18 protein-coding genes and 1 pseudogene are annotated in these 26,635 nt (G+C 66.5%); 6 read left to right on the top strand and 13 right to left on the bottom strand.

From position 1 onward, the window contains the following. Position 1: 1 nt before the first annotated feature. The 8 genes from SJY41_RS11080 to SJY41_RS11045 all read right to left on the bottom strand — a co-directional run bounded on the left by SJY41_RS11080 (position 2) and on the right by SJY41_RS11045 (position 12,254). Positions 2 to 1,114: a glycoside hydrolase family 105 protein gene (locus tag SJY41_RS11080; RefSeq protein ID WP_136190903.1), complete on the bottom strand. Its 1,113-nt coding sequence runs from the start codon at positions 1,112 to 1,114 to the stop codon at positions 2 to 4. Further along, the gene (locus tag SJY41_RS11075) at positions 1,115 to 2,347 is read right to left on the bottom strand and encodes a glycosyl hydrolase 53 family protein (RefSeq protein WP_380781681.1); all 1,233 of its coding nucleotides are present in this window, start codon (positions 2,345 to 2,347) and stop codon (positions 1,115 to 1,117) included. It abuts the gene before it with no gap. Then, positions 2,344 to 5,367 (bottom strand): beta-galactosidase, encoded by a 3,024-nt coding sequence (locus tag SJY41_RS11070; protein WP_380781679.1) that lies wholly within the window; start codon positions 5,365 to 5,367, stop codon positions 2,344 to 2,346. Before SJY41_RS11070 ends, SJY41_RS11075 begins: the two co-directional genes overlap by 4 nt. Further along, positions 5,360 to 5,674: an L-rhamnose mutarotase gene (locus SJY41_RS11065; RefSeq protein WP_380781677.1), complete on the bottom strand. Its 315-nt coding sequence runs from the start codon at positions 5,672 to 5,674 to the stop codon at positions 5,360 to 5,362. Before SJY41_RS11065 ends, SJY41_RS11070 begins: the two co-directional genes overlap by 8 nt. Positions 5,675 to 5,747: 73 nt before the next feature. Continuing rightward, positions 5,748 to 7,268: a glycoside hydrolase family 28 protein gene (locus SJY41_RS11060; protein WP_380781675.1), complete on the bottom strand. Its 1,521-nt coding sequence runs from the start codon at positions 7,266 to 7,268 to the stop codon at positions 5,748 to 5,750. A 14-nt stretch (positions 7,269 to 7,282) separates the two neighbouring features. Then, entirely contained in the window at positions 7,283 to 8,047 is a 765-nt protein-coding gene (locus tag SJY41_RS11055; protein ID WP_380781673.1) for an SDR family NAD(P)-dependent oxidoreductase, read from the bottom strand. 10 nt (positions 8,048 to 8,057) lie between these two features. Continuing rightward, positions 8,058 to 8,861: an IclR family transcriptional regulator gene (locus SJY41_RS11050; protein ID WP_380781671.1), complete on the bottom strand. Its 804-nt coding sequence runs from the start codon at positions 8,859 to 8,861 to the stop codon at positions 8,058 to 8,060. Positions 8,862 to 8,996: 135 nt separating this feature from the next. Further along, complete coding sequence (locus tag SJY41_RS11045; RefSeq protein WP_380781669.1) at positions 8,997 to 12,254, bottom strand: TonB-dependent receptor; 3,258 nt, start codon at positions 12,252 to 12,254, stop codon at positions 8,997 to 8,999. Positions 12,255 to 12,396: 142 nt separating this feature from the next. On the opposite strand from SJY41_RS11045, the gene SJY41_RS11040 reads away from it, so the two are divergent. After that, a complete protein-coding gene (locus SJY41_RS11040; protein WP_380781667.1) occupies positions 12,397 to 14,322 on the top strand; it encodes a rhamnogalacturonan lyase in 1,926 nt (641 codons plus the stop codon). A 120-nt stretch (positions 14,323 to 14,442) separates the two neighbouring features. Here the strand turns inward: SJY41_RS11040 and SJY41_RS11035 are convergent, their stop codons facing one another. From SJY41_RS11035 to SJY41_RS11015, 5 genes are read right to left on the bottom strand one after another with little or no spacing between them, the layout of a single operon-like run. Continuing rightward, positions 14,443 to 16,809 (bottom strand): glycoside hydrolase family 2 TIM barrel-domain containing protein, encoded by a 2,367-nt coding sequence (locus tag SJY41_RS11035; RefSeq protein ID WP_380781665.1) that lies wholly within the window; start codon positions 16,807 to 16,809, stop codon positions 14,443 to 14,445. Then, positions 16,806 to 18,125 carry an oligogalacturonate lyase family protein gene (locus tag SJY41_RS11030; RefSeq protein ID WP_380781663.1) on the bottom strand — a complete coding sequence of 440 codons (1,320 nt, stop codon included), beginning with the start codon at positions 18,123 to 18,125 and terminating at the stop codon, positions 16,806 to 16,808. Before SJY41_RS11030 ends, SJY41_RS11035 begins: the two co-directional genes overlap by 4 nt. A gap of 14 nt (positions 18,126 to 18,139) precedes the next feature. Further along, positions 18,140 to 19,102, bottom strand: coding sequence for an alpha/beta hydrolase (locus SJY41_RS11025; protein WP_380781661.1), 963 nt, complete (start codon positions 19,100 to 19,102; stop codon positions 18,140 to 18,142). Between the two features lies 1 nt (position 19,103). Then, a complete protein-coding gene (locus SJY41_RS11020; RefSeq protein WP_380781659.1) occupies positions 19,104 to 20,336 on the bottom strand; it encodes a rhamnogalacturonan acetylesterase in 1,233 nt (410 codons plus the stop codon). Then, positions 20,327 to 21,049 carry a rhamnogalacturonan acetylesterase gene (locus SJY41_RS11015; protein WP_380781657.1) on the bottom strand — a complete coding sequence of 241 codons (723 nt, stop codon included), beginning with the start codon at positions 21,047 to 21,049 and terminating at the stop codon, positions 20,327 to 20,329. Before SJY41_RS11015 ends, SJY41_RS11020 begins: the two co-directional genes overlap by 10 nt. Before the next feature lie 251 nt (positions 21,050 to 21,300). Here SJY41_RS11015 and SJY41_RS11010 point away from each other — a divergent pair, with 251 nt between their 5' ends. From SJY41_RS11010 to kduD, 5 genes and pseudogenes are all read left to right on the top strand, one after another. After that, positions 21,301 to 21,960, top strand: a complete 660-nt coding sequence (locus SJY41_RS11010; protein WP_380781655.1) for a DUF6250 domain-containing protein — start codon at positions 21,301 to 21,303, stop codon at positions 21,958 to 21,960. Beyond that, positions 21,960 to 23,393, top strand: a pseudogene (locus SJY41_RS11005) (Tat pathway signal sequence domain protein); the annotation flags it as partial. The gene SJY41_RS11010 and the pseudogene SJY41_RS11005, both read left to right, overlap by 1 nt. Before the next feature lie 3 nt (positions 23,394 to 23,396). Continuing rightward, positions 23,397 to 24,698: a hypothetical protein gene (locus SJY41_RS11000; RefSeq protein ID WP_380784115.1), complete on the top strand. Its 1,302-nt coding sequence runs from the start codon at positions 23,397 to 23,399 to the stop codon at positions 24,696 to 24,698. Positions 24,699 to 24,781: 83 nt separating this feature from the next. Beyond that, the gene (gene kduI / locus SJY41_RS10995) at positions 24,782 to 25,624 is read left to right on the top strand and encodes a 5-dehydro-4-deoxy-D-glucuronate isomerase (protein WP_380781653.1); all 843 of its coding nucleotides are present in this window, start codon (positions 24,782 to 24,784) and stop codon (positions 25,622 to 25,624) included. 116 nt (positions 25,625 to 25,740) lie between these two features. Continuing rightward, complete coding sequence (kduD, locus tag SJY41_RS10990; protein WP_380781651.1) at positions 25,741 to 26,511, top strand: 2-dehydro-3-deoxy-D-gluconate 5-dehydrogenase KduD; 771 nt, start codon at positions 25,741 to 25,743, stop codon at positions 26,509 to 26,511. The last annotated feature ends 124 nt before the right edge of the window (positions 26,512 to 26,635 follow it).

Raw genomic sequence — 26,635 nt, 5'->3', positions numbered from 1 at the left:
GTCAGATATAGGTCCGCAGGAACTCGGCGAGCGCGACCATCGCGAGGCTCTGGCCGTAAGGCATCGAGGTGAGCGCGATGTCCTTGTAGAATTGCTGCGTGTCGCCCATCGCTGTGCCGAAGCTGACCTGTTTCAGTTCGCCGGCCTCGTCGATATTGGCGAGCACCCCCTGCACGGCCTTGATCCCGACCGCCTCGTAGTGGCGCGGCAGATAACCCTTGCGGACGCCCTTCAGGATGCCATAGGCGAAGCCCGCGGTCGCCGACGCCTCGAGATAGCTGGTCGGGTCCATCACCAGCGTGTGCCACAGGCCGCTCTCGTCCTGCGTCTCGGCAAGCGTCTTGACCTGTGCCGCCAGCGTATCGATCAGGAAGGTGCGGAACGCATCGCCCACTGGCAGGTCGAGGATCTCGATGATCTCGGGAATCGCGATCGTCACCCAGCAATTGCCGCGCGCCCAAAGCGCCTCGGCGAAATTATGCCGGCCGTTGAAGTCCCAGCCGTGGAACCAGAGCCCCGTCTTCTTGTCGAACAGGTATTTGATATGGACGAGGAACTGCCGCTTGGCCTCCTCGACATAGTGCGGGCGGTTGAGCAGCAGGCCGATCTTGGCAAGCGGCAACACCGACATCATCAGCGTGTCGTCCCACATCTCGCCCGGATTCTCGTCATTGTAGACGATGTGCTGGAACCCGCCCTCCTCGGTCTTGGGCAGCCCGTCGGGCGCCATCAGCCACTCGGCCCAGGTGTCGAGATAGGGGATATAGCGCGGATCCGGCTCGCGCTCGTAGAGATAGGCGAGCGTGATGAACGGCGCGACGGTGTTGATGTTCTTGGTCGGCGTGCCCTCGGCGAAGCGATCCTCGAACCACTGCTTGATGATCGCCAGCGCGCCTGCGTCGCCGGTCTGCTCGTAATAGCGCCACATCCCGAACAGGCCGACGCCGTGGGTCCATTCCCAGCCCGCCCAACCCTTGGTGTCGATGACCCGGCCGTCTTCGAGGCGGAGCAGGAACTCGCCGGTCTCGTCCTTGATGTTGACGAGGTTGTCCATCAGCTTGGCGATCGCAGCGGTCACGTCCGCGCGCGGTACGTTATGGGTGAGGGCAGCCACTTATAGTCTCCTGTTGGGACGCGCAGGGCTGAGCCCGTAGTCGCGCGCCATCGTCCGATAGAGGGTGAGAAATTCGGGGTCCGCGTCGTAGCGGCCGCCATGACCGTTCGACGGCGTCGTGCCGTTCGGTGGCGCCGGTGCGGTTGGTGTCGTCACGGCGCCGGGCGCTTCGGCGGCGTTGATCCCCTGCGAGAGGAGGTCGGGCTTGGGCCCTTCGCCGGCGGGCGTGCCGTTGTGCGTGAAGATGGCTTCCTGGTGCCGCGTCGGCTCCCAGATGAAGCTGCCCCAGCCGTGCGGCTGCGCGTGGACGAGGTCGTTCAAATAGCGTTTGCGCGACGAATATTCGAGCGCGAGAAAGCCGTGATCGGGATAGGCTTTGGCGAACTCGGTAAAGGTTCGCGCCCAGTCGCCCTGCGCCTGTTGCTGGTAGCAGGAGAAGCCGGTGGCATCGAATTTGACGCCGCGCTTAAGGAGATTGTCCATCCAGTAGCGGACGATCGGCCAATGCCGCCCGAGATGATTGTGCACCGCCACCCGCGCCTCAGGCGTCGCTTCGCGCGCGCCTGCAATCCCGGCTTTCAACAGCATCGCGAACCGGTCGTACCCGCCGGCGCCGGGCACGTTCATGTGCACCGCATCGGTCTGCGGATTGCCGGTCGGAATCGTCAGCGGCACGCGTCCGTCGGGCCAGAGCATGCCGAAGGTCGTCTCGTTACCGATCACGACCAGGTCGGGGGCGGCCCCCGCGCGCTTCATCGCCGACAGCGCGTCGACGGTATGGCGGTGGACTGCCTCGACCAGTTGGGGGAACGTGAGCGCAGCCCAGGCGGCGGGCTTGTCCTGATGCTGCGGGTCCGCCCAGGTGTCCGAATAATGCAGTGTCAGCGAGAGGTGGAAACCGGCGGCCTTGATCCGCTTGGCGAACGCGATCGTGCGCGGCAGGTCGCACCACGGCCCGCCCGGCTTGCCGCTCGAATACCCCTTCGCAGGATAGACGAAGAGCCGCAGCTTGATCGCGTTGAACCCGGCATCGCGGAGGATTGCGAGCGGGTCCTTCGTGACGCCGTTCTCGAAATACGTCGCGCCGGCGAACTCGTCCTCGGGAATCCACGAGACGTCCGCGCCGATCAGATACGGCCACGGCCTCGCACTGTTCGGGACCTTTGCAGCGGGTGCGATGCGGGCGAGACAGGCCGCCCCAGCGCCGGCGCCAAATGTTCTGCGCGTGATCATTTGGCGGTGCCTAGCCGGTCGGGGGCTGCGACCGTCCGCACCGGCACGCCGCCCCTGACGTTGCGCATCGTCACCAGGCGGACCTGCTCGATCGCATCGCCGGGCGCGCCGTCGGACGTGACCGCGAGCGCGACGGTGTTCGCGCCGTGATGGTTGAGGATGCCCTCGGGGATCGGGAACACGCGCTGCGGACCGACATGCGCGATGAATTGCCCCATGTTCCAGCCGTTGACGAACAGCAGCGCACGGTAGCGGGCGACCGAACGCGGCGTCGTCGTGTCGCCGAATGCGAGGGCGATCGTCGTGTCCTGGCCCTTCGGCACGGCGAGATCGAAGCGTGTGCGGTACCAGGTCGTGCCGGGCGTCGCCGTGGTAGCGGGGATGGTCGCTGCGGCCCAGGCCTTGTCGTCGAAGCCGGGCAGGTGCCAGCCGACCCGTTCGCCATATTGGCCGCCGTTGTTGGCGGGGCCGCGCGCCGGATCGGGGAGGTCCTCGCCGCCGAGCTTGCCCTGGATCTTCCACGCGATCGGTACGCCGAAGCTGCGCCCGCCCGGCGCCTCGATCGATGCGGAAACCAGCCCGCGCGCTTCCTTGTGATAATCGTCGGAATCGAGGTCCCAATTATGCCCGTTGTTGCGCACCATGACGCTGACGACATGCTCGCCGCCCGACTGTGCGGAGGCGGGCAAATCGAACCGTGCGAGCCCGGTCGTGATCGGCCGCGGCAATCCACTCGGCAGCTCATTCTGGCCGACGAACTGGCCATCGACCCAGACTTGAACCATGCCGGAGCCGCCCGCGCCGTAAAACAGCGCGATCTGCTTCGCGTCGGGCGTGCCGGTGAAGCGCCCGCGATACCAGACGTCGCCGTCGTGGAAGCCGTAGGAATCCATCGTCAGGTTCGGTTGGCCATCGGGCTTGGCGGTGGTGGTTCCGCTGCCGCGTCCGTCGATCGCTTGCCAGCTGGTGTCGTCAAAGCCGGGTGCTGCTTCGGGAGACCCCGGTGCCGTTCGCCAGCCAGTGAGTGCAGGGAGTACGATAGGGGTCGGACCGGGCAATGCCGTCGTCGTGGTTCGGCTGCTGATCGCCGTGGCTTTCGTAGCGACCGCCGCCCCGTTCCATCGCACCGACCGCAGCGCGGCAGGAGCCCAAAGTTCGAGCGGCGTCGCCTCGGCGGTATCACCGGTCAGCGCGAGCGTGCCACCGGTTGCCTTGGTCGCTCGTAGCAACGCGGGGCCCCGCACCAGCACCGCGTCGCTGCCGCGCCAATAGCGCACCGCCTCCGCCTCGTCGGCAAGGATCAGCGTGAGCGCAAGGCGCCCGCCGCCCGTGATCCGTACAACAGCGCGCCCGGCGTGCGTATAATCGAGCCGGAGATCGCCCTTCGCTGCGTCGAACGCGCTGGTGGCAGTGCCTTCGAGCAGTGTCACCGTCGGCGCGGACGTATAGCGCAGCACCGTTTCGCCGGTCTCGCCCGCGCGACCATAGAGCAGCATCACGTCGCCGCGATCGATCGTCAGCGCGGTCTGCAGTTCGGACGTCGAATAGACGAGCCGTTGCCCGCCGACATTCACGCCCGCGACCAGCCATTTCGCGTCGAACCCGTTCAGCCGCATGGGTTCGGTCTGCGGGAAGGTGTAGCGCCCGTCGGGCAGGTCGGCGGTGATCGTGAAGCGGTCGTCGGTCTGGCCGTTGGACGGCTTGTGCGTCACCATCAGGAAGCGCGCATCGCTCTCCGGGCTGCGGTTGTGATACGCCTGCACGTTCGGCGACGACACCTGCACCGGGGTGGCTGGGACCATGCCCGCGAGGTCCGGCACCGCGGCGATCAGCCCACCGAGCTGTTTCATCTCCTCCGCCTTGCTCCTAAGCTCGCGTGCTTCGGAGATCGCGGAGCCGTAGTCGTAGCTCGTGAACACGACCGGGGCGGGGAGCCAGCCCCAGCTGGTGCCGCCATAGCCCATGTAGAAGCTCTGGATGTCGATGCCGTTGGCGAGGTTGGTGCCGTAGAACACGCGTTGGAACCGCTTGCCGCGCTGGACGGCGTTGCATTCGTAGCCGCCGTTCGAGCCCCAGTAATCGAACCAGCCGCCACCGAACTCGGCGAGGAAGGCCGGCGTATCGGGCGAGGCGGACGCGCCGCCCTTTGCACCGCCGGGACCATAGAACCCCCAGTCGGGCGCCGCGACGCCGCGCGTCGGCTTGCCCGCGACGGTGCAGGTGCCGCCGGGATAGCCGTCGAACGCGTACAGGTCGCCCGGTCCCTTCACGACGTTCGCGACGGTCGAGGATTCGGGCACCCAGTAACCATTGCGGCCCTGGTCGTTGTGGAACAGCGGCACGGTGATGCCGTCGGCGCGGGCCTTGGCGTAGAGGTGGTCCATGTAGCGGCGCTGCGCAGGCGTGGTCAGCGCCAGTTCGTTCTCGATCTGGTGGAGGATGACGCTGCCGCTATGGCCCTTGCCATCGCCGTTGATCTGATGCCGCGCGATGATCGCGTTGACGTGGGTGAGCCACTCGTCGACCGCGGCGAGATACGCCGGGTCGTCGGTCCTTGCCCGCGCCTTCTGGTTGACCAGCCAGCCTGGAAAACCGCCGCGCGACAATTCCGCATTCACATACGGCCCGGCGCGGGTGATGACGTAGAGCCCTTCTTCCTGCGCCATCGCCAGCACGCGCTCGACGTCGCGGATGCCGGTGAAGTCGTACACGCCCTGTTTCGGGCTGTGATATCCCCAGTCGAAATACAGCGCGACGGTGTTGAACCCGCTCGCCTTCATCTTCTGCAATATGTCGCGCCACAGATCTGGGCTGGGCAGGCGGAACGGGTGGAATTCGCTCGACCAGATCACCTGACGCTTGCCGTCGATCATCAGCGACCGCGCGTCGTACGACACGCGGCCGAATGTCCTGACGGGCGCGGCGAGGTTTTGCGTCGGGCGCGCGACCTGCGCCGTCGCCGTGACCGGTATCAGTGCGGTGGCGAGTGCGAGCGCGACCAGGCGCGCACGATCAGTCATGGTGGAAGAGCAGCGGGAGCGACCATTCCTTCGGTCGGTTGTCGGCCTCGACTTCCATCAGCGGCGCCATGTGATCCCACCAGCGCTTCATCACCGGATGATCGGGCAGGGCGTCGCGGGTGTTCGGTTCGGCGAGCTTCAGGACGGCGAACAGAGACAGCGTCGTCTCGTCGAGGAAGATCGAATAGTCGTGGATGCCGCTCTCGGTCAGCAGCGCGGCGAGCTCGGGCCAGATGTCATCGTGGCGCTTGCGGTATTCGTCGACCACGCCGGGCTTCAGCTGCATCCTGAACGCATGGATCGACATCGTACCCCTCCAATCCACTATGTGGTATTGTTCTGTACGATTTGGTAAAGCTGTTCCGCCCGCAGGTCAAACGCTATCCGCGCCAGAGTGGGCTCCGCGTCACCGAAAGTCCGCTTGCGTCCTCGATCGCGAAGGGCGGCCGAGCGTCGGGCGTGCCCGTAGCGAGGTCGAGGCGGTCGATCGCCAGCCCCCTCGCGTGCCGGACCCAGAGGCCCCATGCGGGAAGGATGCCGAACATGCTCGGCTCCGGGTAGGCGCTCGCATGCTCTTCGGGGAGCCGCGCGGCATCTTGGGCCGTGCCGCCGCCGCAATAGGTCAGATGGATGCGCGATAGCGTGACGTCCTCGACCGGATGGCCGGGGAGCCCGGCGATCGCTGCGGCGAAACGGTAATCGATCCCGGTCGCGTCGATGTCGCTCAGCGTCACCCGCCGGATTGCGCCGATCCCGGTACCCGCCGGACCGCGGCGTCGGTCGCCGATCCGCAGGAACAGCGGCGCGGTCGTCACGTCGCGCATCGTGATGCGGCGCGCGATGACGTCCTCCATCACGCCGCCATCGACGGTCTCGAGCGCCAAGCCGCGGCAGTGCGTGAAGCTGCAATCCTCGATCAGGATGCGCCGGTATCCGCCGTTGCTCTCGGTCCCGAGCTTGATCCGCCCCGTCACGCGGTCTCGGTCGGGCGCGAGCAATTGCGTCGTCCGCCGCGTGCCATCGAGCATCGTCCCGAGGTCGTAGCCCGACACCGCGCAGTGCCGCACCGTCACGTCCTCCGAAGCGACCGCGCGGCCGAGCGCGAAACTGCTCTTGATGACGATCGCGTCGTCGTTGGGCGTGTTGACGCGGCACCGCTCGACGATCGTGCGCTGGACGCAATCGAGGTCGATTCCGTCGCGGTCCGTATCGATCGTCAGGTCGTGGATGTGCAGGTCCCGCGTGCCCGTCGCGAGGATCGCGAAATGCCCGCATTTGAGCATCGAGAAGCCGGCGAGACGGATATTGCGCCCGTTCCGCAAAGCGATCGCCTTGTTGCCGAGCCCGTTCATGCGCGCGGCATCGGGCTCGAGCCGGGCGATCTCGGCCGCGCTCATCTGCCGCATCGACAGCGGCCGCTCGCCGGTCTGCGCCTTCCAGCGTGCGCCGGGACCGTCGCGAGTCAGACCGAGGCCATGGATCAGGCCGGGGCCGACAATCGCGACGTTCTCGACATCCTCGCCCCAGAACAGGCTGTTACGCCAGTGGCTGTGGCCGAAATCCTGGTACAGTTGCTCGCCAGTTTCTTCGGGCAGGTCGTAGCGTCCGGCGTGCCGCGCCGGATCCGCCGCCTCGATCACCGCGCCCCTGGCAAGCTGGATCGTCACTTGGCTCTGCAGCCGGATCGAGAAGCACAGATAACGACCAGCGGGGACAGTCACGGTGCCGCCGCCAGCCTTGGCGGCAGCGGCGATCGCGGCGTTGATCGCGGTGCTGTCGATCGTCCGCCCGTCGCCGCGCGCGCCATGATCGCGCACGTCGATCATGGTCGCGGCATGCGCGGGAAACGGGAGCAACACCGCGCCGAGCCCCAATCCGACATCGCGGCGCGTCAGGGACAAGGCCCCAGAGCCGCTTATTGCAGGTTCACATACATGCCGCCGTCAACCAGCAGCGAGGCGCCCGTGACGTATTCCGCGAGATCGGACGCCAGGAACACCGTCGGCCCGACCAGATCGTCGGGCTTGCCCAGCCGGCCCAGCGGAATGCGCTTTTCCATGTACGACCGCTTGGCCTCATCGGCGAGATCGTCCTTGTTGATGTCCGTCAGGATCGTCCCGGGGAACAACGAGTTGCAACGAATCCCGTGCTTGCCAAGCGCGATCGCGACCGACTGCATCAGCGAGTGCAGGCCAGCCTTGGTCGGGGTGTAGTGCGTCTGATACTCGCCGCCGACCAGCGCCGAGATCGACGACATCGCGATGATCGACCCGCCATCGCCCTGCTTCACCATCTGGTTCGCCGCCGCCTGCACCATGTAATACGCACCGTGGAGGTTGACGCGCATGGTCCGCTCGAACGTCTCGACCGGCATGTCGAGGAACGCGTGGAACGGGCAGATCCCGGCATTGTTGACGAACACGTCGACCCGCCCGAGCGCCGCCACCGCCTTGTCGATGAAGGCGCGGGCGGTATCCGGGTCGGCGACGTCGCCCTGGATCGCGACGGCTTTCCGGCCAAGTTCCTCGATCTCCGCGACCGCACTCTCGGCACCGGCCACGTCACGCGCGAAATTCAGCGCGACGTCGGCGCCGTGTCGTGCGCAGCCGATCGCCACCGCGCGACCGATCCCTGCCGATGCGCCGGTCACCAGCACGGTCTTGCCTTCGAGCAACATCATCGTCTCCCCATTAGTCGGTTGGCGGCTCGAACCCGAGCTCGCGGCTGATCGCGCCTGCCGTACCGCGCACCTCGTCGGTCAGCGTCGTCATGCGGTCGTCGCTCATGTACTGCGCGGCGCTCGACACGCTGATCGCGCCGACGATCTTCCCCGCCGCATCGCGGATGGGGGCGGCGACGCAGCGGATCTGGTCCTCGTTCTCCTCCAGATCGAACGCGCGGCCGCACGTCGCATAGCCCTGCATCCGCTCGCGCCACACCTTCGCATTGGCCTTCGGCGCACCCGCCGCCTGGTCCGCATCGAAGCGCTCCTGCCAATACGCGGGCGGGGAATCGATCATCAGCGCCTTGCCGAGCCCGGTCGAGCTCAGCGGCTGGCGATCGCCGACCCGGCTCGAAATCGTGATCCGCCGCCGCCCCGGCACCTTGTCGAGATACAGCGCGAAATCGCCGTCGAACACGCCGAGATGCACGGTGTCCTCGGTCGAGGCGGCAAGCTCCTCCAGATACGGCCGCGCGACCTGCACCAGATCGGCCTGCGCCTGCGCGAGCGTGCCGAGCAGCAGGAGCTTGGGCCCGAGCCGGTATCCGGAGCGCGGCGTGAACGCGAGATAGCCGCGATCGACCAGCGCGCTCAGCAGCCGGTGCGTCGTGCTCTTGGTCAGGTCGAGCTTCACCGCGAGTTCGCTCAAAGTCAGCACCTCGTGGCTGACCGCCTCGATCAGGTCGAGCCCGCGCATGAGGGTCTGGCTGCCGGCGCCGACGGCGTTGCCAGCCGACTCCATCTTGTCGATATTCGTCGTGGAAGTGTTCATGCCCACTCCATAAGACGCGCTCCTACATGCTGGCAATCGGCGAATCTTGCTGCGATTCCCGTTGCGCTACATGACTGGAAAACCGGGAAAAAGCGGCCGACCGTCATGCGGCGGTCGGCCGAGGAGGGGAGAGCTTCAGAATTTGAGCTGGAGACCGGCAAAGAAGCGCTGGCCGGCATAGTAATATTCGACCGGCCGGGCCTTGTCGATGTAGCTCTTCGACGACTGTTTGTTGATGTTCTGGATTTCCATGAACAGATTGGTGTGCTGCTCCGGGAAGCGGAACGTCACCTTGGCGTCGATGAAACCTTCAGCCTTGCGGTAAATCGGGCTGTTGTCGAAATTGACATCGGCGACGGTGACCAGCCAGCTCGAACGGTAGTTGTAGTTGACCCGCAGGTTCAGCCAGTCCTTGTCGTAGAAGATGCTGGCGTTGGCGGTCCATTTCGACAGGCCGGGATAGTCGTCGAGCGGCAGGCCGGTGGCGATGTTGGTCAGGTTGGTGCGGATGGCGCGTGCAAAGGTCGCGTTGCCGCTTGCGCCGAGTCCATCGAACGGCGCCGGCAGGAAGGTGAAGGCGGTCTGGACGCTGGCCTCGATCCCGTCCAGCAGTGCGCCGAAGCCGTTGGCCGGCTGGCGAACGGTGAACAGCGTACCGTCCTGGAACAGGTCGACGTCGGGCCGCGTGATGTTCTGGATGACGAAACTCTTCTCGTACTTCTTGAAATAGCCGATGCTGATCGCTGTGTCCTTGTTCGGGAACCAGCCGAGGTTCACCTCCCATTGATCGGCACGGTACGGCAGTAGGTCGGGATTGCCTGATACGCACGCATCCTGGAGCCCGGTGATGTCGGTCACGTCGTCGACGCAGTTGACGTTCGGCACGAGATCAGTGGGCTTGGGCCGCGCCAGATTGCGCGCCCAGTTGGCACGGAAGGTCAGGTTCGGCGTGATGTCGAGCGCCGCGTTGAACGCCGGCAGCCAGTCGGTGTAGCTGTTGTTGAGCGAGAGCGAGTTCGCGCCCAGGATGACGGTCTCCACCACCGCGGGTATGCCGGGGACGCCGGTACCGGGACGCACCCGCGTCTGACGGCTGATGTTGGTGCCTGTGCCCTCGTCGATCGTCTTCACGTAGCGGACGCCGGCATTGCCGCTCAGCCGCATGCCGAGCACGTCCTGCTCGAAATTGCCCTTGATATAGGCGGCGGCGACGCGTTCCTTGATGAACACCGCGGGGATCTGCGACAGGCCATCGGCGTTGCGGACGAGGTCCTGATCGAAGCCCGACAGGTCGTAGATCGCGCCCAGCCGGCTATAATCGACGACCGGTACCGCCAACTGGCCCGGCAACCCCGACGGTGCGCCCTTGAGCCCCGAGAACAGCGACGCGCCGGGCAGCGATCCGGTGTTCGCAGCGACGAACTGCGCATATTGCGCCTGCGTCATGTAATAGGTGTTCGCCGCGCGCACCGCCGGCGGCGTGTCGGTGACGACGGTCGTGTACGACACGTTCGCGCTCGTCTGGTACACGGCCGCCGTGGCCGCGGCGCCGGTCGACGGGTTCGCCGAAACCGCAGGGGTCAGGAGGCGCGTGCCGCCGCCGGCGTAATTCTCGTATTCCTGCCAGCGGAACTGGCCGCCATATTCGATGCTCGTCAGGAACGGCAGGTGCGTCTCCCAATCGGCATCGAGCTTGAGTTGATCTTCCTTGTTGTTGTTGTCGGTCGGCCGATACTGCACCGTCGGCCCCGCCTGCCGGCCGGGCGCATTGATACCGCCCGGGCGGACATAGGCGCTGGGTGACGCCGGATCAAAATTCTCGGGGAACACGAACACCGGGATGCCGAGGTCGTTGCGGCGATCGATCGTGACACCGCTGATCCCGGTCGAATACGCCAGCAGGTTGGTCTCGCCGACGGTCCGCCCGGTCGAATGCGACGCGAGCGCCTTGATCTTCAGGTCGTCGAACGTCCAGTCGAACCCGGTCAGGTAATAACGGGTACGCTGGTCATATTCGAAGTCGCGGCGCTGGACGCCGAGGATGTTGCTGGCGCCGTTCCAGACCGGCGCGGCGGCGGTGCCGACGTTGACCGAATTGAGCGCGGTCAGCGCGCTGGTGACGACGTGGTTCTCACTGGTCGACGTGCCCGCGGTGATCTGTGGACGCGACGTTGCGCCGTTGAGCCCGGCCGGAAGTGCCGGGTCGTAGTTGAAACGCTCGAACCGGCCGAGATCGAGCGAGTAGTTGACGTCGTTCAGCTGTTGCTTGCGGTTGGTGATCGTCGCTTCGGCGAACGCACGGAAATTGGACGCGAATTCATACTGGACCTGGAAATCGCCCGACAGGCGCTTGTCGTCGATCCGGCGCTGGCGCAGCCGCGGCACGGTCGGCACCCAGTCGAAGAACTGCGTCTCGCACGCCAGTCGCCGAGCGGTCGCTGCCGGCGCGTTCGCGCCGCCGACGCCTGCGCAACTGCTATAGGTGTTGAAGTTGGCGAAATCGGGGTTGGCGACGGTCTTCTCGTCCGACCGGTCAAAGTCGGCGATGCGCTTCCAGTTGGTGTTGCTGATATAGTCCTGGCGCAGCTGCTTGTCGTCATAGGTGACGTTGGCGAGGACGCCGAGCCCGTCGATCAGGAAATGCGGCGTGCCCAGCACGGCGGTAAGCCGGGGGCGCCAGTTCTGCGTCGTCTCGAGATGCTGCGCCGAGACGACCAGCGTGCCGAGCGCCTTCTTCAGCTCGAGCGGGCGGCGGGTCTCGATGCTCACCGTGCCACCTAGACCGCCCTCGGTCAGGTCGGCGCTATAGCCCTTGTAGACGTCGATAGACTTCACGAGCTCGGTTGCCAGATCGCGAAAATCGCCTGCGCGACTGCCGTCTGCGCTTGCCTGGGTGACGCCGTTGACCTCGACGCGGTTGAGATCGGGCTCGACGCCGCGGATCGAAACCTTGACGCCCTCGCCGAAGTCGCGATCGAGCTGCACGCCGGTCACGCGCGCCAGGGAGTCGCCGACGTTCTTGTCGGGGAAGCTGGCGATGTCGTCCGCGACGATCGAGTCGACCACGGTGCCGGCCTTGCGCTTGCGCGCGATCGCCGATTGCAGCGAGGCGCGCGTACCGACGACGAGGATGTCCTCGGGCGTTGCGCCATCGGACAGCGTCGCGTCGGGGGCGGTGTCCTGTGGCGATTGCGGGGCGGCGGAAGGCGCCGTCGTCGGGCCGGTCTGTGCGCCAACCTGCGCCCCGATCTGCGCGCCAGTCTGCGCGGTGGCGGGCGCGATGCAGCCGAATATGAGCGCGAGTGCAGACGTGCCGGCAGCCAGGCTGAGTATCGTGCGATGGCTGCAGTTGCTTGGCCCGGTCATCATCATCCCCTCGTGCTGGCGCGGCATTTACCGTCACCCGTGTCGGCATCTAGCCGACCAAAAACCACATTGTGAAGCTCTGTTCCGTTTATTAGATTGCCATTTCTTGAAGTGCAATCATAATAATTGGGATAAATACGACAAGTGCGAAGCGTGGTGGGAGATGATGATGACGGTACGCAACCAAGCCCTGCTGGCCCTGCTGATAGGCGTCTCGACGTCGGTCTTGGCTGTCCCGGCCGCAGTTCCTCATAGTGCGGAGCGGCTCGATCGCGGTCTGGTCGCAACGCCGTCCAGGGACGGTGGCTGGCTCATCAGCTGGCGTCTGCTCCGCGGCGATCCGCCCGCGACCCGCTTCGACGTCTATCGCGATGGACGCAAGATCACCGCCCAGCCGATCGCCGACGCGACGTCGTTCGTCGATCGCAACGGTAGCGACAAGGCACGCTATACCGTCCGCGCAATCGGATCGGGTAGCGCGGTAGTCGCCGATCGCGCGGCGTTGATGGCCCCGCGTGGCTATCTGTCGATACCGCTGGTTCCCCCGCCCGGTGGTACGACGCCCGACGGCGCACCCTTCTCCTACACCGCGAACGACGTCAGCGTCGGTGACCTCGATGGTGACGGGCGGTACGAACTCATTCTGAAATGGGATCCGACCAACAGCCACGACAACAGCCAGGCGGGCTATACCGGCAACGTTTTCGTTGATGCCTACACGCTCGACGGCAAGCGGCTCTGGCGGATCGATCTCGGTCGCAACATCCGGGCGGGCGCGCATTACACGCAGTTCCAGGTCGCCGATTACGACGGCGACGGTCGCGCTGAAATCGCGATGAAGACCGCCGACGGTACCGTCGACGGGCTCGGCGAGGTCCTCGGCGACGCGAAGGCCGACTGGCGCGGTCATGGCGGTGAGGTCCCGCAACCCGACAAGACCGGTGCCAAGGTCCTGGCGGACGGCTCGAAGGTCGCCCCGCTGGTCGGCCGCATCCTGAAGGGGCCGGAATATCTCACTGTGTTCGACGGTCGCTCGGGCAGGGCGCTCGCCACCGCCGCCTATGATCCTCCGCGGTATCCCGGCGGCAATCCGACCTTCGAGCAGATGCGCGATACCTGGGGCGACGGCTATGCCAACCGCTCCGACCGGTTTCTCGCTGGCACCGCCTATCTCGACGGACGCCTGCCCAGCATGATCTTTGGTCGCGGCTATTATGCGCGCACGGCGATCGCGGCCTGGGATTATCGCGGCGGCAAGCTGACGAAGCGCTGGCTGTTCGACAGCGCGGCACCGGGCAACGCCGCCTATGCCGATCGCGGCAACCATCAACTCAGCATCGCCGATGTCGACGGCGATGGTCGCGACGAGGTGGTCTACGGATCGATGGCGGTCGACGACGACGGCAAAGGGCTCTGGACCGCGCCGCTGTTCCACGGCGACGCGATGCACGTCGCGGATCTGGATCCGCTGCGGCCCGGTCTCGAGAAATGGGGCGTGCACGAACAGGTGAAGACCAATGGCGGGATCGGCTCGGCGTTGCTCGATGCGCGTACCGGCGCGATCCTGTGGACCAAGCCTGCCGATACCGACACCGGCCGCGGTCTCGCCGCCGACATCGATCCGCGTCACGTCGGGGCCGAGCTATGGGGCTCGAACAGCCGCGACCTGTTCGACGTGAAGGGCCGGGCGATCGGCCCGGCACCACGCCAGACCAACTTCGCGCTCTACTGGGACGGTGATCTGCTCCAGGAACTGCTGGACGGCACGACGATCAGCAAATGGGACTGGAAGACGGGCACTGCCACGCCATTGCTTCACCCGACTGACGTGGCGTCGAACAACGGCACCAAGTCCAATCCGGCGCTGCAGGCGGACATTCTCGGCGACTGGCGCGAGGAGGTGGTGTGGCGCTCGGCCGACAACACCGAACTACGGATCTACGTGACACCGTACCCGACCAGGCACCGTCTCGTGACGCTGATGCAGGACCCGATCTACCGCGCGGGCGTCGCCTGGCAGAATACCGCCTACAACCAGCCCCCGCATCTCGGCTATTTCCCGGGCAGCCGCACGCCGTCCGACACAGCCGACTAACACTTCCGTCGGTGCCTTGTTCTCCCGCGAAGGCGGGAGCCCAGTCTGGGTCCCCGCCTTCGCGGGGAAACAGCTCGCGGTATTGGTCTGACGCGCCAACTCGGTAGCGATCGAGGCGGGTTAGCGTACAACCCCGATTCGAGCCGTCCCCGTCTTCAGCCCCGGCGACGCAACGCTGACGACAACCGGCGCATTCCCTTCGCCAGCACGCACCATGACCAGTGCCCGTCCGGCGTTCGCGGCGCGGCTGTCGCTCGCGAAGGCGGTGTGATCGGTGATGCTGGCGTTATCGAACGCGGCCAGCGTACCGCCCTCGACACCCGCCGTCAGCATCGACGCAGCATCCGGCACGACGACGCCTCTAGCATCGACCACCGCGACTTCGACGAAACCCACCGCGTCGAACCCGCGACCGATCGTAGGCGACGTCGCGGTCAACCGGATCGCGGCCGGCGCACCCGACGTCGCCAGCTCGTCACGCGCGACCACGCGCTTGCCGTCATAGCCGACGGCGCGGATCGTTCCCGGCACGAACGGTACCGTCCATTGCCGCGGCTTGTCGTCTGCGTTGCGGGGGCGGCGACCCAACGAGCGGCCGCCCACGATCAGCTCGACCTCCGGCGCGTTGCTATACACCTCCACCGTCTCGTCGTGCGGGGTGCGGTCGATGGGCGACCAGTCGGCAAGCACGCCGGGTCCCTTGGGCTGCGGCATCGCCACGCCGACCATCGTCGGCAGCTCGCTGGTGTCGATCACCGGCGTCACGCGCCGCGCGATCTTCACCACCGGGGTTGCCGACCACCAGCTCGCCCGTTCCCAACCGATCGGCTTCACGTGGTCGGTGCGGTCGACCAGCCCCGACGGATTGCTGATCGCGGGCCAGCCGATCCTGTCCGCTTCGCCGAGATAATCCGCACCGGTCCACAGGAACATGCCCGAATAGGCTGGATTGTCGCGGACGACGATCCAGCTCTCGCAATTCTTGCTGTTCTCGGTGCCGATGATCACGCGCGACGGCTTGTCGGCGTGCGCCTTGGCGAGTTCGGTTTCGCGGTAGTTCTGGCCGACCACGTCGAGCATGTCGGCCGTGCCGTTCTCGTAATCATGCGTCGTGTTCGGACGAAACAATGCCATCGTCACCGGCCGCGTGGGATCCTGCGCGTGGAACACGGTCTTCAGCCGCGCGATGATCGATTGCGTGACGATCGGGTAGGCGGTGTCGTGGATCTCGTTGCCGATCGACCAGATCACGATCGACGGATGGTTGCGGTCGCGGCGCACGAACGCGGTCGCGTCGCTCGACGACCAGTCGGTGAAGAACAGGTGATAGTCCTGCGGGTTCTTCGCCACCGTCCACATGTCGAACGGCTCGCCCATCACCAGTAGCCCGAGCCGGTCGCACAGATCGAGGAACTCGGGCGGGAACGGGTTATGCACGGTCCGTACCGCGTTGACGCCGAGCGCCATCAACCCGCGCAACCGCCGTTCGTAGAAGGCGAGGGGCACCGCAGCGCCGAATGCACCGCCGTCCGCATGGATTGCCACGCCCTTCAGCTTGACGTTGCGGCCGTTCAGCCAGAACCCGGTCGCCGCCTCGAACCACGCTTCGCGCACGCCGAAGCGGATATCGTCGTCGTCCAGCGATTGACCGTCGTCGCCGATCACGCCAACGCGCGCCGTGTAAAGGGCGGGGTCGCCGATGTTCCAGCGCTGCGGACGCGGTAGAGTGAGCGACAGCGTCGCGGCGGCTGCGCGCCCCGATCCCAACACGAGCGGTTCGCCGATCGCCGACGCCCTGACCTTGCCATCGGGGCCGACGAGATCGACGGCCAGCCGGGCCGATCGCTGGCTCTGCGCCTGGTTCTGCACGGACGTGGTCACCGTCACCGTTGCCGCGGCGTCGCTGATCGCGAACGTCCGCACCGCGGTCGCGTCCGCTTCGAGGTGCACGTCATCGGTGACGATCAGGCGGACGTGCCGGTTGATCCCGCTACCAGCATACCAGCGCGACGCAGGCTGGCTCGCCGTGTCCGCACGGACCGCGATCACGTTGTCGCCATCCCGCAGGAACGGCGTCAACTCGTAGCGCAGCGGGAGATAGCCGTTCGGGCGGTAGCCGAGATGCATGCCGTTCACCCAGACACCCGACCGCTCCATCACTCCGTCGAGTTCGACGAACACGCGCCGGTCTTTCCAGCCCGGCCGGGTCTTGAAGTGCTTGCGATACCAGGCGACGCCGGTCGGCAGGAACGCGCCCGATCCGGTCGCCGGCGCTGTTTCCAGGAACGGCCCCGCGATCGCCCAGTCATGCGGCAGGTCTACCGTCGCCCAGCGCGCGTCGCCGAACGCCGTGGTCTCAGCACCCGCCTGATCGTCCTTGGCAAACAGCCAGCCCCTGTCGAAGTCCAGCGTCTCCCGCGGCGCCGCCTGCGCGGTCGTCGTGAGCAGCATCGCGGCGAACGCCAGCGTCGACAGGGTGCGCCTCATCGCGCGGGTTTCCCGGTCTCGACCGCGTAGATCGCGGCCTTGCCCTCGATGTTCGCCCGAAAGATCAGCCATTTGCCGTCGGGGGAGAACCGTGCGTTCGGTTCCAGCTTATAGTCCTGTTTGCTCATGTCGACGAGCTTTTCGGTCGCGAATGTCCCTGCCGCGATCAGGCTGTCGGCGTTGTCGGCATGGATCCCGGCAACGTCGGGCACCGCGCGCGGACGGAACAGATAGAGCCACTTCGCATCGGGCGCGCGTGCGACCATCTCGCTGTCGCCGCCGTCGCCCGAGAACAGCTGCTGGTCCGCGGAGACGTTGTAATGCACCGACCATTCGTTGCGCTCGAGGTGATACCAGCGACGCTTGGCGGTCGCGACGTCGTAACCCGCCAGCCAGAAATCCTCTCCGCGTGGCGTCTGCAGATCGTACCAGATCGTCTTGCCGTCGGGGGACCAGAACTCGTGGCCGGCAATCTCCATGTTCATCGTCCGCGTGTGGACCTTGGTCATCTGGCTGCCGTCGGTTCGAATGGTCCAGATCCGGTCGACCTTGTGCCACGGCCCCTCGTGGCAATACATCAGCAGCGTCGGGTCGGTCGGCGAGAATTGCAGGTGGTTGAGCCAGTCGGTCGCCTTGACCACGCTGCGCCGTTGCCCGGTCCTCACGTCGACGGTGAAGATCTCCATCGGGATGCGCGCGTCGAGCCGCTGGTTCAGGCGAAACTCCTTGGCATCGGCATAGGCCATCGGCCTGCCGTCGGGCCAGTTCGCGGCATAGGCGGTTTGCCCGATCTTGACGTCGACGCCCGGCGCGTTGGGCTGCAGCGGCATGTCGCGCGAAGCAACCTGGCCGGCGAGCAGGGTTTCGTCCGCATTGAGCGTGTCGATCCGGCTACCCTGCGGCACGACCGCGACCTTGCGCACCTTGCCGGTGTCGATGTCGGCCGCATAGATCGTGATCGGTGCGTCGGGATCGGAGCCGATCTGCTCCGAGAAATACGCGGTGCGGGTCTTGTGGCCGGCGAACAGCAGGTGAGCGCCGGGCCGGTGCAGCAAGGACCTGACCGTCCACGTCTTCGTATCCGCCACCGATATGCCCTCGGCGGTCTGGAAGATCATCAGGTCGCCCTGCGGCGTGTAGGCGTTGTAGTTGAAATACAGCGCGTAATTGCCGGGTGCGTCGGACAGGCGCAGGATCCGGTGACCGGTCTTGGCATCGATCCAGCCAGGCGGTGTCGCAGCGACTGACGCGGCGACTGAGGGGGCAATGGCTGACGACAGCACCGCTAGCGTCAAGCCTATCCACAATGTTTTCATCCGCACCATCCTTGTCAGGCAGGCCAGCCATGATCGCGCGACCAGGCGAGGAAGAGGTCCATCCACGGCACTGGCGAACCGTCGCGGTGCGCGGCGGGCGGGCCGTGGCCGCCTTTTTCGAAGATCATCAGCTCGGCCGGGATCTTGGCCGCGTGCAGCGCTTCGTACATCAGCACGCTGTTGCGCATCGGCACCACCGGGTCGTCGCCGTTGCACGCGACGAAGCTCGGCGGCATGTCGGCGGGCAGGTCGAGCTGCGCGGCATATCGGCGTTGCCAGACCGGATCCGCGGCATGCGATCCGAGCAGTTCGTCGCGCGAATGCCCGTGCACGCCGTCGTCGAGCATCGTTATCACCGGAAAGAACAGCCCGGCGATCGCCGGCCGCGCCGACAGGCGATCCACTGCATCGCCGGGCGTGTAGGTCGACAATGCGGACCGCGAGGCGAGCCTTGCCGCGAGATGCCCGCCCGCGGAAAAGCCTGTGACCGCAACCCGCGCCGGGTCGACCGACCAGCGGGTTCCTGCACCCGCGCGGATCACGCGCATTGCCCGTTGTGCGTCCTGCAAGGGCGCGTCAGGGCCCGCCGCCCAATTGTCGTGCGGCAGGCGATAGAGGAGTTCGAACGCGGTGATGCCGCGTGCCGCGAAATCGAACGCGATGCTGCCGCCCGTCCGACCGACCGCAACGCGTGCATAGCCGCCGCCCGGACAGATCAGCACGGCCGCGCCGTTCGGCCTGGCAGGCCGGACCACCGTCAGCATCGGCGTCGCCACGTGCGGCCACGCGATGTCGTCCGCCGCGCCGGTCGGCGAGCGCTTGACCCATTGGTCGGTAACCGCCGGTGTCGGGCCGCCGGGCGCCGCACCCGGCCATAACGGAAACCGGTCCACCTTGAGGTTGGTATCCTGTGCGAAGGAGGGGAGCGGCAACAGGCCGGCAAGGCCACCGGCTAGGATCGTGCGTCGCGTCGTCATCTCAGCTCCCGTCGGGCCGCGTGGCATCATGCGCCACGCTCGGTGCAAGCCGAAACGTGGCAGGATCGGGCGGATGGTCCGCATCGAACGTCGCCAGATCCGGCTTCAAATGGTTGGCGAGCGGCAGTCTCGCCGCTGCAATCCCCGCCGCGACCGCGCGCGCGAGCACCCACGCGCCGTAATTGTCGTGGTGCGTCGCGTCCTTGCCGCCATCGTTGAACGCGAGCGGCGCGCGCGTCGGGCCGAGCGCCTCGTAGAACCGGATGCTCGCCGCATTCAGGTCGATCACCGGAACGCGCAATTCCGCGCCCACCGCCTTCACGGCCGTCGCATAATCCGCCAGCGTCGGGCGGATCCTGTCGCCCGTCCACATCCGCCGTTCGGGCGAGGTCACCAGGACAGGCACCACGCCACGTCGGCGAAACTCGGCGATCCAGGCGCGCAGATAGTCGCGATAGGTCGTCTCGGCCGCGGCATAGGTCTGCGGCCACTGCGTTTTCTGGTCGTTATGCCCGAACTGGACGAGTGCGAAGTCGCCCGGCTTCGCGGACTCGAGCACCTTGGCGAACCGCAATTCGGTCATGAACGACTTCATCGTCTCGCCGGATTCGGCATGATTGGCGACGGCGATGTCCGGACCGAAGAAGGCCGGGAGCATCTGCCCCCAACTCGCAGCAGGCTCGGCAGGTTGGTCGGTGACCGTGGAGTCTCCGAGCAGGAATATGGTCGGCACGCTCACAGGCTCGATCGTGATCGCGGTGACGCCGGGCTTCGTGCCGAGCATCTCCAGCGTCAGCCGGTCGTCCCAGCTGAACGATCCGCGCTCGTGTGGCTTCAGCAGAACCGCGGTACCGCCCGGCGCATTCAGCGGCGGCGGGGTAAGTGCGGCGTCACGGACGTTGACGACAAAGCTCCGCGTGATCGTTCGTCCTGCCGGCACGACGATCGCATCGAGCATCAACCGGCGCGTTTCCGCCTTGATGCTGGTGTCGGTGCGAATTTTGGGAAGGCCGAGCGTCACCGTCACTCGGTAATTGCCCGGCGGCACGGCAACCGAGAACAACGCAGGATTGCCGCCCTCGAAACCGAAGCCGTCCGCATAGGCACGCCCGGGCGCAACCGCGACGGTACCCGCGGGCGCGGCACCGCCACCGAACACGAACCGCCGAGATTGGGCGTCGGCAGGCACACTCATCATCACCGCCCCGAGCGCCAGCGCGCCGATCAGCCGCATGTCGGGCCCCCCGCCGGCGTCGTCCGCGTCAATGCCGGTGTCGCCGGCGTTACGTACCGCGCGATCGGCAGCTTCAACCGATGCAGGTCGGTCGCGACCAGATCCGCTACCCGCCGGGCGCCGACCTCGCTGAAGTGCGTGTCGTCGGCCACGCCTGCGGGATAGCCGGGCGCACCCGCCGTACCGGTATAATGCAGATAATACCCCTTGGCCGCCTCGGGTCCGGCGGCCTGCACCCAAGCCTGCGACGTCTTGCCGAGATCTATCAGCGGCGTCCGCGTCTCGCGCGCCACTTGTCGCGCCGCATCGGCATAGGTCGGAAAGCTCGGCTGCTCGACCCCGTCCTTGAAGTCGCGTCGCGCGACCGGAGTCAGGATCACCGCCTTCGCGCCCGCGTGGCGCGCGACGTCGAGAAAGCGGTGCAGGTTCGCGCGATATTGCGCGATGCTGGTGAAGCGCTCGGGCTTGTCGACACTCGCATCATTGTGCCCGAACTGGATCAGCAATGTATCGCCTTTCCGCAGGTCCGCGGCGATCGTGTCGAGCCGGCCCTCGCGGATGAAGCTGTTGGTGCTGCGCCCGCCGATCGCGCGGTTCTCGACGCTGACGTTTGGCGCCACGGCGCAGCGCAGCATCGTTCCCCAGCCCGACTGGGGATAGCGGTCGTGCTTGTAATCCTGCGCGGTCGAGTCGCTGGCGATGAAGATCCGCATAGGAGCGGGGCTGGCTCCTCCGAGCGCGGGCGCAACCATAGCGATGGCTATCGACAGGCCGTTTCTCACCCACGCTCTCCCATGTCTTCTTTCCCGCATGATGCGACGCCGTTCCGGAAAGAGCAACTGGCAACACGACGATTCCACCATCATGTGGAATGCATAACTAATATTCGGCACGAACTTGGCGGCTACGATTTCGCAGCCTATGCAGTGCCAAAGCGCGACGACGGCGCGGGGGAGGGCACGGCATGCGGGTAACGGCACGGCTTCGGATCGTAGCGGGCATCCTCGCCAGCCTGCCGTCGACGTCTTTCGCGCACCCGCCGCTCGCCGATTGGGTCGTTGAAGCCGAGGACCCCGCGGCGCGAGTCGCCGAACGCGGCGGGATCATCGACATCGATACCGCCAAGGGCCTCACGCTCTGGTGGCGCAAACCGGTCGCGGCGCCGGTCGTGATCCGTTTCGAGGCGATGGCGGTGTCCGAACGCGGCTTGAACGATAAGGTCAGCGATCTCAACGCGTTCTGGATGGCCCGCAACGACGACGGCGGTTCCGTTCTCGCCCACCGTCGCAGCGGCGCCTTCGCGGACTATGACAGCCTGCGCACCTATTATGTCGGCATCGGCGGCAACCGGAACACCACGACCCGCTTCCGCCGCTACGTCGGCCGCGCCGGCGATCGCCCGTTGCTGCCCCAGCACGATAAGCGCGACGCCGCCGACATGCTTCAGCCCAATCGCTGGACGGCGATCCGGCTGATCGCGGATGGACGGACGGTCGCGGTCGAGCGCGACGGGCGGCGGGTGTTCACGCTCGACGACCCCGCACCCTACGCATCCGGCCAGTTCGGATTGCGGACCACGTGGAGCCACCTGCGCATCCGACGCCTGTCGATCACGCGCCGCTGATGGAGACGATCATGACCCCGATGACCCCTACGCGTCGCGATGCGCTGAAAGTCGCGCTGCTCGGCGGTGCGACCGCGCTGCTGCCGGTCCGGCTCGATGCCGCGCCCGCGCTCGCGTTCCAGCCCGCGCCGATCCGCTGGATCGACGGGACTGCGCCGACGATGCATTTGGGGCAGACGTTCGGCGTCGCCTGGCCGCGCGGCGTGCTGAAGCGCAATACCGCGCTCGCGGTCCGCACCGTCGATGGCGCCGACATACCCGCGCAGACCTGGACCACCGCGACCTGGCCCGACGGTTCGATCAAGTGGAGCGCGCACGCGGTGCCCGCCGATGTCGCGCCCGCTGGCCTGATCGTCACGCGCGGTCGGGCGACGACACCGGCGCGCGCAGTGAAGGTCACCGAGACGACCGATGCCGTGCTCATCGACGTCGGCGACCTGCACTGGGAGATCGGTCGCACCGGCCCCGCATTGGTCCGCTCGGCCAGCCAGTCCGGGCGGCCCGTGCTCGGTCCTGTCACCCTGGTCGGTTCGGTGACGTCCGATCCGCTTCACGGCGAACCCGTGTCGTTCGCCGGCGAGATTGAAAAGGTGACCATCGAGCAACGCGGCCCCGTCCGCGCGGTCGTCAAGATCGAGGGGCGGCACGTCGTCGGCGATCGCCGCTGGCTCCCGTTCACCGTGCGCCTCTACGCCTATGCCGGCTCGGCGGCGTTGCGGATCGTCCACAGCTTCGTGTTCGACGGCAATGCGCGACACGACTTTCTCGCGAGCCTGGGCGTGCAGGCGTCGGTGCCGATGCGCGGCGCGCTCCACGATCGCCATGTCCGCATCGCCACCGACGGCCAGATGTTCGCCGAGGGTGTCCGACCACTTACCGGCCTGCGCCGCGATCCTGGTCGGGCGTTCCGCGAGGCGCAGGTCGCCGGCCATGCCACGCCGCCGCTGGCAACGATGGCGCCCGCGGTCCGCGATACCCTCGACCGGATTCCCGCCTGGGGCGATTTTCGCCTCGAACAGCCTAACGCCAATGGCTGGCAGCTGACCAAGCGGACCGCGCCGGGGCAGGGCTGGATCGACGCCGACGAAGGCACGCGGGCGCCTGGGCTTACCTATGTCGGCGGTCCGGACGGCGGCGTCGCGCTCGGCCAACGCTATTTCTGGCAGCGTCATCCGACCGCGCTCCACATCGACGGTGCGGACGGCGATGCGGCGCGATTGACGGCGTGGCTGTGGTCGCCCGAGGCGTCGGCGATGGACCTGCGTCCCTATCACGGCGCGATGGGGATGGAGGCGTTCGCCGCGCAGAACGAGGGGCTGTCCGTCACCTATGAAGATTACGAGCCCGGCTGGGACGACGCATCCGGCATCGCGCGGACCAGCGAACTGACGCTCTGGGCGCTCCCCGCGACGCCCGATACCGCGACGCTCGCGCAGATGGCGAAGGCGCAAGCGACACCGCCGCAATTGATGACGAGCCCCGAGCACCTCCACGCCGCGCGCGTCTTCGGCGACTGGGGCCTGCCCGATCGCTCGACACCGAACCGCACCGCGATCGAGAACCAGCTCGACAATTTGATCGATTTCTACGCCGGCGAAGTGGATCGCCGGTCCTGGTACGGGTTCTGGAACCACGGCGATATCATGCACACTTACGACAGCGACCGGCATCGCTGGCGGTACGATATCGGCGGGTTCGCGTGGGACAACAGCGAACTCTCGCCCGACCTGTGGCTCTGGTATTCGGTCCTGCGCACCGGCAACGCGCAGGCGTTCCGCTTTGCCGAGGCGATGACCCGCCATACCGGCGAGGTCGACGTCTATCACGGCGGTCGCTTCGCCGGCATGGGCACGCGCCACGGCGTCCAGCACTGGAGCGACAGTTCGAAACAGCCGCGCGTCAGCAACGCGAGCTATCGCCGCATCTTCTATTATCTGACCGCAGACGAACGCGTCGGCGACCTGATGCGCGACCTGCTCACCTCGGACCAAACTCTTCAGCAGGTCGAGATCGGGCGGAAGGTGCCGGGCGCTAAGAAGCAGGTGCTGCCGACGGGCACGATCGAGATGACGTTCGGGACGACCTGGTGCCCGCTCGCCGCGGCATGGCTGACCGAATGGGAGCGGACCGGCGACACCCGCTGGCGCGACCGGATCGTCGCCGGGCTCGACAGCATCGGCCGCCTGCCGCACGGCTGGATGGCCGGCAGCGCACCGTTCGATCTCGCCTCGGGGCGGTTCATCGACCAGAATCGCGGTATCCGGCTCTCGCATCTCAACGCGGTGTTCGGCGCGGTCGAGGTGAGTTCGGAATTGATCCGCCTGCTCGACGTACCCCGCTATCGCACCGCCTGGCTCGATTACTGCCGATGGTACAACGCGCCCCAGACCGAATACCTCGCCAAGTTCGGTGCACCGTTCGGCCCGCGCAACCTCCGCGAGGCGCATTCGCGGCTCACCGCGTACGTCGCGCACGAAACGCAGGACGCGACGCTTGCGGCACGCGCGGCGGGAGAGTTCCTGTCCGGCGATGCGGGACTTGGCACATGGCCGAACGATCCGCGACACACCGACGGCCATGTCACCGAATGGCCCGGCGTCTCGACCAATGCGTCCGCGCAATGGGGGCTCGCCGCGATCCAGTGCATGGCGTTGATCCCGGAAGCGCTCGACCGCACGACCATCCGGTCGCCGGATGCAGTGGGCAAACGCCGTCTTGGCGACGCCGGTCGCGACTGAGGTAAGTCCCGTATTGTGGTCACTTGCGCCAAAATATGCAGAGCGGTATCGAGTCTTCTATGTCCCGGCCATCGGAGTCCCGCATGTACGACCGCATTTACTACGCCACGCACCCCGACATGATGGAGTGCGTATCCAACGACGAACTGCGCGACCGGTACCTGATCCAGGACCTGTTCCGCGACGGTGAATGCGTGCTCAACTACACGCATGCCGAGCGCTTCGTGATTGGCGGCGTTGCGGTCGCCAGCGGTAGCGTGAAGCTGCCCGACCAGGCCGAGCCGGCATCGGCGGCGGGTCATCCGTTCCTCGAACGTCGCGAACTCGCGGTCGTCAACGTCGGCAAGACCAACGGCACCGTCACGGTCGACGGCGAGACCTTCACGCTCGGCAACAAGGACTGCCTGTACGTGACGATGGGCGCCAAGGACGTGCAGTTCTCGGGCGACGGCGCGCGCTTCTATCTGGCGTCGTGCCCGGCGCACAAAGCGTTCACCACGCGCGTGATCTCGGTCGGCGATGCGACCACGCTGGAGCGCGGCAGCCTCAAGGACTCGAACGAGCGGACGATCTACCAGATGGTCATCCCCGGCATCTGCGACAGTGCGCAGCTGGTCATGGGGCTCACCGTCCTGAAGCCCGGCTCGGTGTGGAACACGATGCCGCCGCACATCCACGAGCGTCGCAGCGAGATCTATTTCTACTTCGAACTCGACGATCTCGAGAAGGACCGCGTGTTCCACTACATGGGCGAAGGCGAGGCGACCCGGCACATCGTCATGGCAAACGAGGAAGCGGTGATCAGCCCGCCCTGGTCGATCCACATGGGCTCGGGCACCAAGGCGTACGCGTTCATCTGGGCGATGGCCGGCGAGAACCAGGATTATACCGACATGAACGTCCTGGATATCTGCCAGCTGGCGTAAGTCTTCTCCCCTCCCATTCACGGGAGGGGTCGGGGGAGGGCGTGTCCACGAGCGCTGGTCCGCATTTCCCCTCCCCTAACCCCTCCCGCAGGCGGGAGGGGAATGAGAAAGAAAGCATGACAAACCCCTTCGACCTGACCGGCAAGGTCGCGATCGTCACCGGCGCCAACACCGGCATCGGCCAGGCGATCGCCGTCGCGCTCGCCGCCGCTGGCGCCGACGTCGCCTGCGTCGGTCGTACGCCCGCCGAAGACACCGTCGCGCAGATCCGTGCGCTGGGGCGAAAAGCGGAGATCGTCTCGGCCGACCTGTCGACGATCGAGCCGGTCCAGCGCGTCGTCGACGAGACCGTCGCCAGGCTTGGCAGGCTCGACATCCTGATCAACAACGCCGGCATCATCCGCCGAGCCGACGCGGTCGACTTCAGCGAAGCGGACTGGGATGCGGTGATCGACACCAATTTGAAGTCGGTGTTCTTCCTGTGCCAGGCGGCCGGGCGCCACATGATCGCGCGCATCGAAAAGGAGGGCGGCTCAGGCAAGATCGTCAACATCGCCTCGATGCTGACGTTTCAGGGCGGCATCCGCGTGCCGAGCTATACCGCCTCGAAGTCCGGGATCGGCGGGCTGACCAAGCTGCTGGCGAACGAGTGGGCCGCCAAGGGCATCAACGTCAACGCGATCGCGCCCGGGTACATCGCGACCAACAACACCGCAGCACTACAGGCGGACGAGACCCGCAACCGCTCGATCCTCGACCGCATCCCGGCAGGCGCCTGGGGCGATGCCAGCGACCTCGGCGGGGCGGCGGTGTTCCTGTCCTCTGCCGCCGCGAACTACGTGCAAGGCCATATCCTCGCCGTCGACGGAGGCTGGCTGGCGCGGTAGTCGTCGAGCACGCCTGACAGCGTACCGCTGAGCGTGAGCGTTCCATATCCCGTTGGAATGTCGCCGAAGACGCATCCGGCCGTAGTTTTTTTTCGTTGATCGAGCGCCCGTTCGAGGCGACCGG

It is taken from the genome of Sphingomonas sp. R86520 (genome assembly GCF_042466285.1).
Taxonomy (GTDB): domain Bacteria; phylum Pseudomonadota; class Alphaproteobacteria; order Sphingomonadales; family Sphingomonadaceae; genus Sphingomonas.
The sequence above is the reverse complement of the archived record's forward strand: the minus strand, read 5'-3'. Positions and strand labels throughout refer to the sequence as shown.

Bases quoted from the DNA above. Each gene is read 5' to 3' on its own strand.
- kduI (WP_380781653.1), top strand. From the start codon at position 24,782: ATGTACGACCGCATTTACTACGCCACGCACCCCGACATGATGGAGTGC.
- SJY41_RS11020 (WP_380781659.1), bottom strand. From the start codon at position 20,336: ATGCGGCTGATCGGCGCGCTGGCGCTCGGGGCGGTGATGATGAGTGTG.
- SJY41_RS11050 (WP_380781671.1), bottom strand. From the start codon at position 8,861: ATGAACACTTCCACGACGAATATCGACAAGATGGAGTCGGCTGGCAAC.
- SJY41_RS11030 (WP_380781663.1), bottom strand. From the start codon at position 18,125: ATGAAAACATTGTGGATAGGCTTGACGCTAGCGGTGCTGTCGTCAGCC.
- SJY41_RS11045 (WP_380781669.1), bottom strand. From the start codon at position 12,254: ATGCCGCGCCAGCACGAGGGGATGATGATGACCGGGCCAAGCAACTGC.
- SJY41_RS11035 (WP_380781665.1), bottom strand. From the start codon at position 16,809: ATGAGGCGCACCCTGTCGACGCTGGCGTTCGCCGCGATGCTGCTCACG.
- kduD (WP_380781651.1), top strand. From the start codon at position 25,741: ATGACAAACCCCTTCGACCTGACCGGCAAGGTCGCGATCGTCACCGGC.
- SJY41_RS11000 (WP_380784115.1), top strand. From the start codon at position 23,397: ATGGCGAAGGCGCAAGCGACACCGCCGCAATTGATGACGAGCCCCGAG.
- SJY41_RS11015 (WP_380781657.1), bottom strand. From the start codon at position 21,049: ATGCGGATCTTCATCGCCAGCGACTCGACCGCGCAGGATTACAAGCAC.
- SJY41_RS11025 (WP_380781661.1), bottom strand. From the start codon at position 19,102: ATGACGACGCGACGCACGATCCTAGCCGGTGGCCTTGCCGGCCTGTTG.
- SJY41_RS11055 (WP_380781673.1), bottom strand. From the start codon at position 8,047: ATGATGTTGCTCGAAGGCAAGACCGTGCTGGTGACCGGCGCATCGGCA.
- SJY41_RS11075 (WP_380781681.1), bottom strand. From the start codon at position 2,347: ATGATCACGCGCAGAACATTTGGCGCCGGCGCTGGGGCGGCCTGTCTC.
- SJY41_RS11010 (WP_380781655.1), top strand. From the start codon at position 21,301: ATGCGGGTAACGGCACGGCTTCGGATCGTAGCGGGCATCCTCGCCAGC.
- SJY41_RS11065 (WP_380781677.1), bottom strand. From the start codon at position 5,674: ATGTCGATCCATGCGTTCAGGATGCAGCTGAAGCCCGGCGTGGTCGAC.
- SJY41_RS11040 (WP_380781667.1), top strand. From the start codon at position 12,397: ATGACGGTACGCAACCAAGCCCTGCTGGCCCTGCTGATAGGCGTCTCG.
- SJY41_RS11070 (WP_380781679.1), bottom strand. From the start codon at position 5,367: ATGACTGATCGTGCGCGCCTGGTCGCGCTCGCACTCGCCACCGCACTG.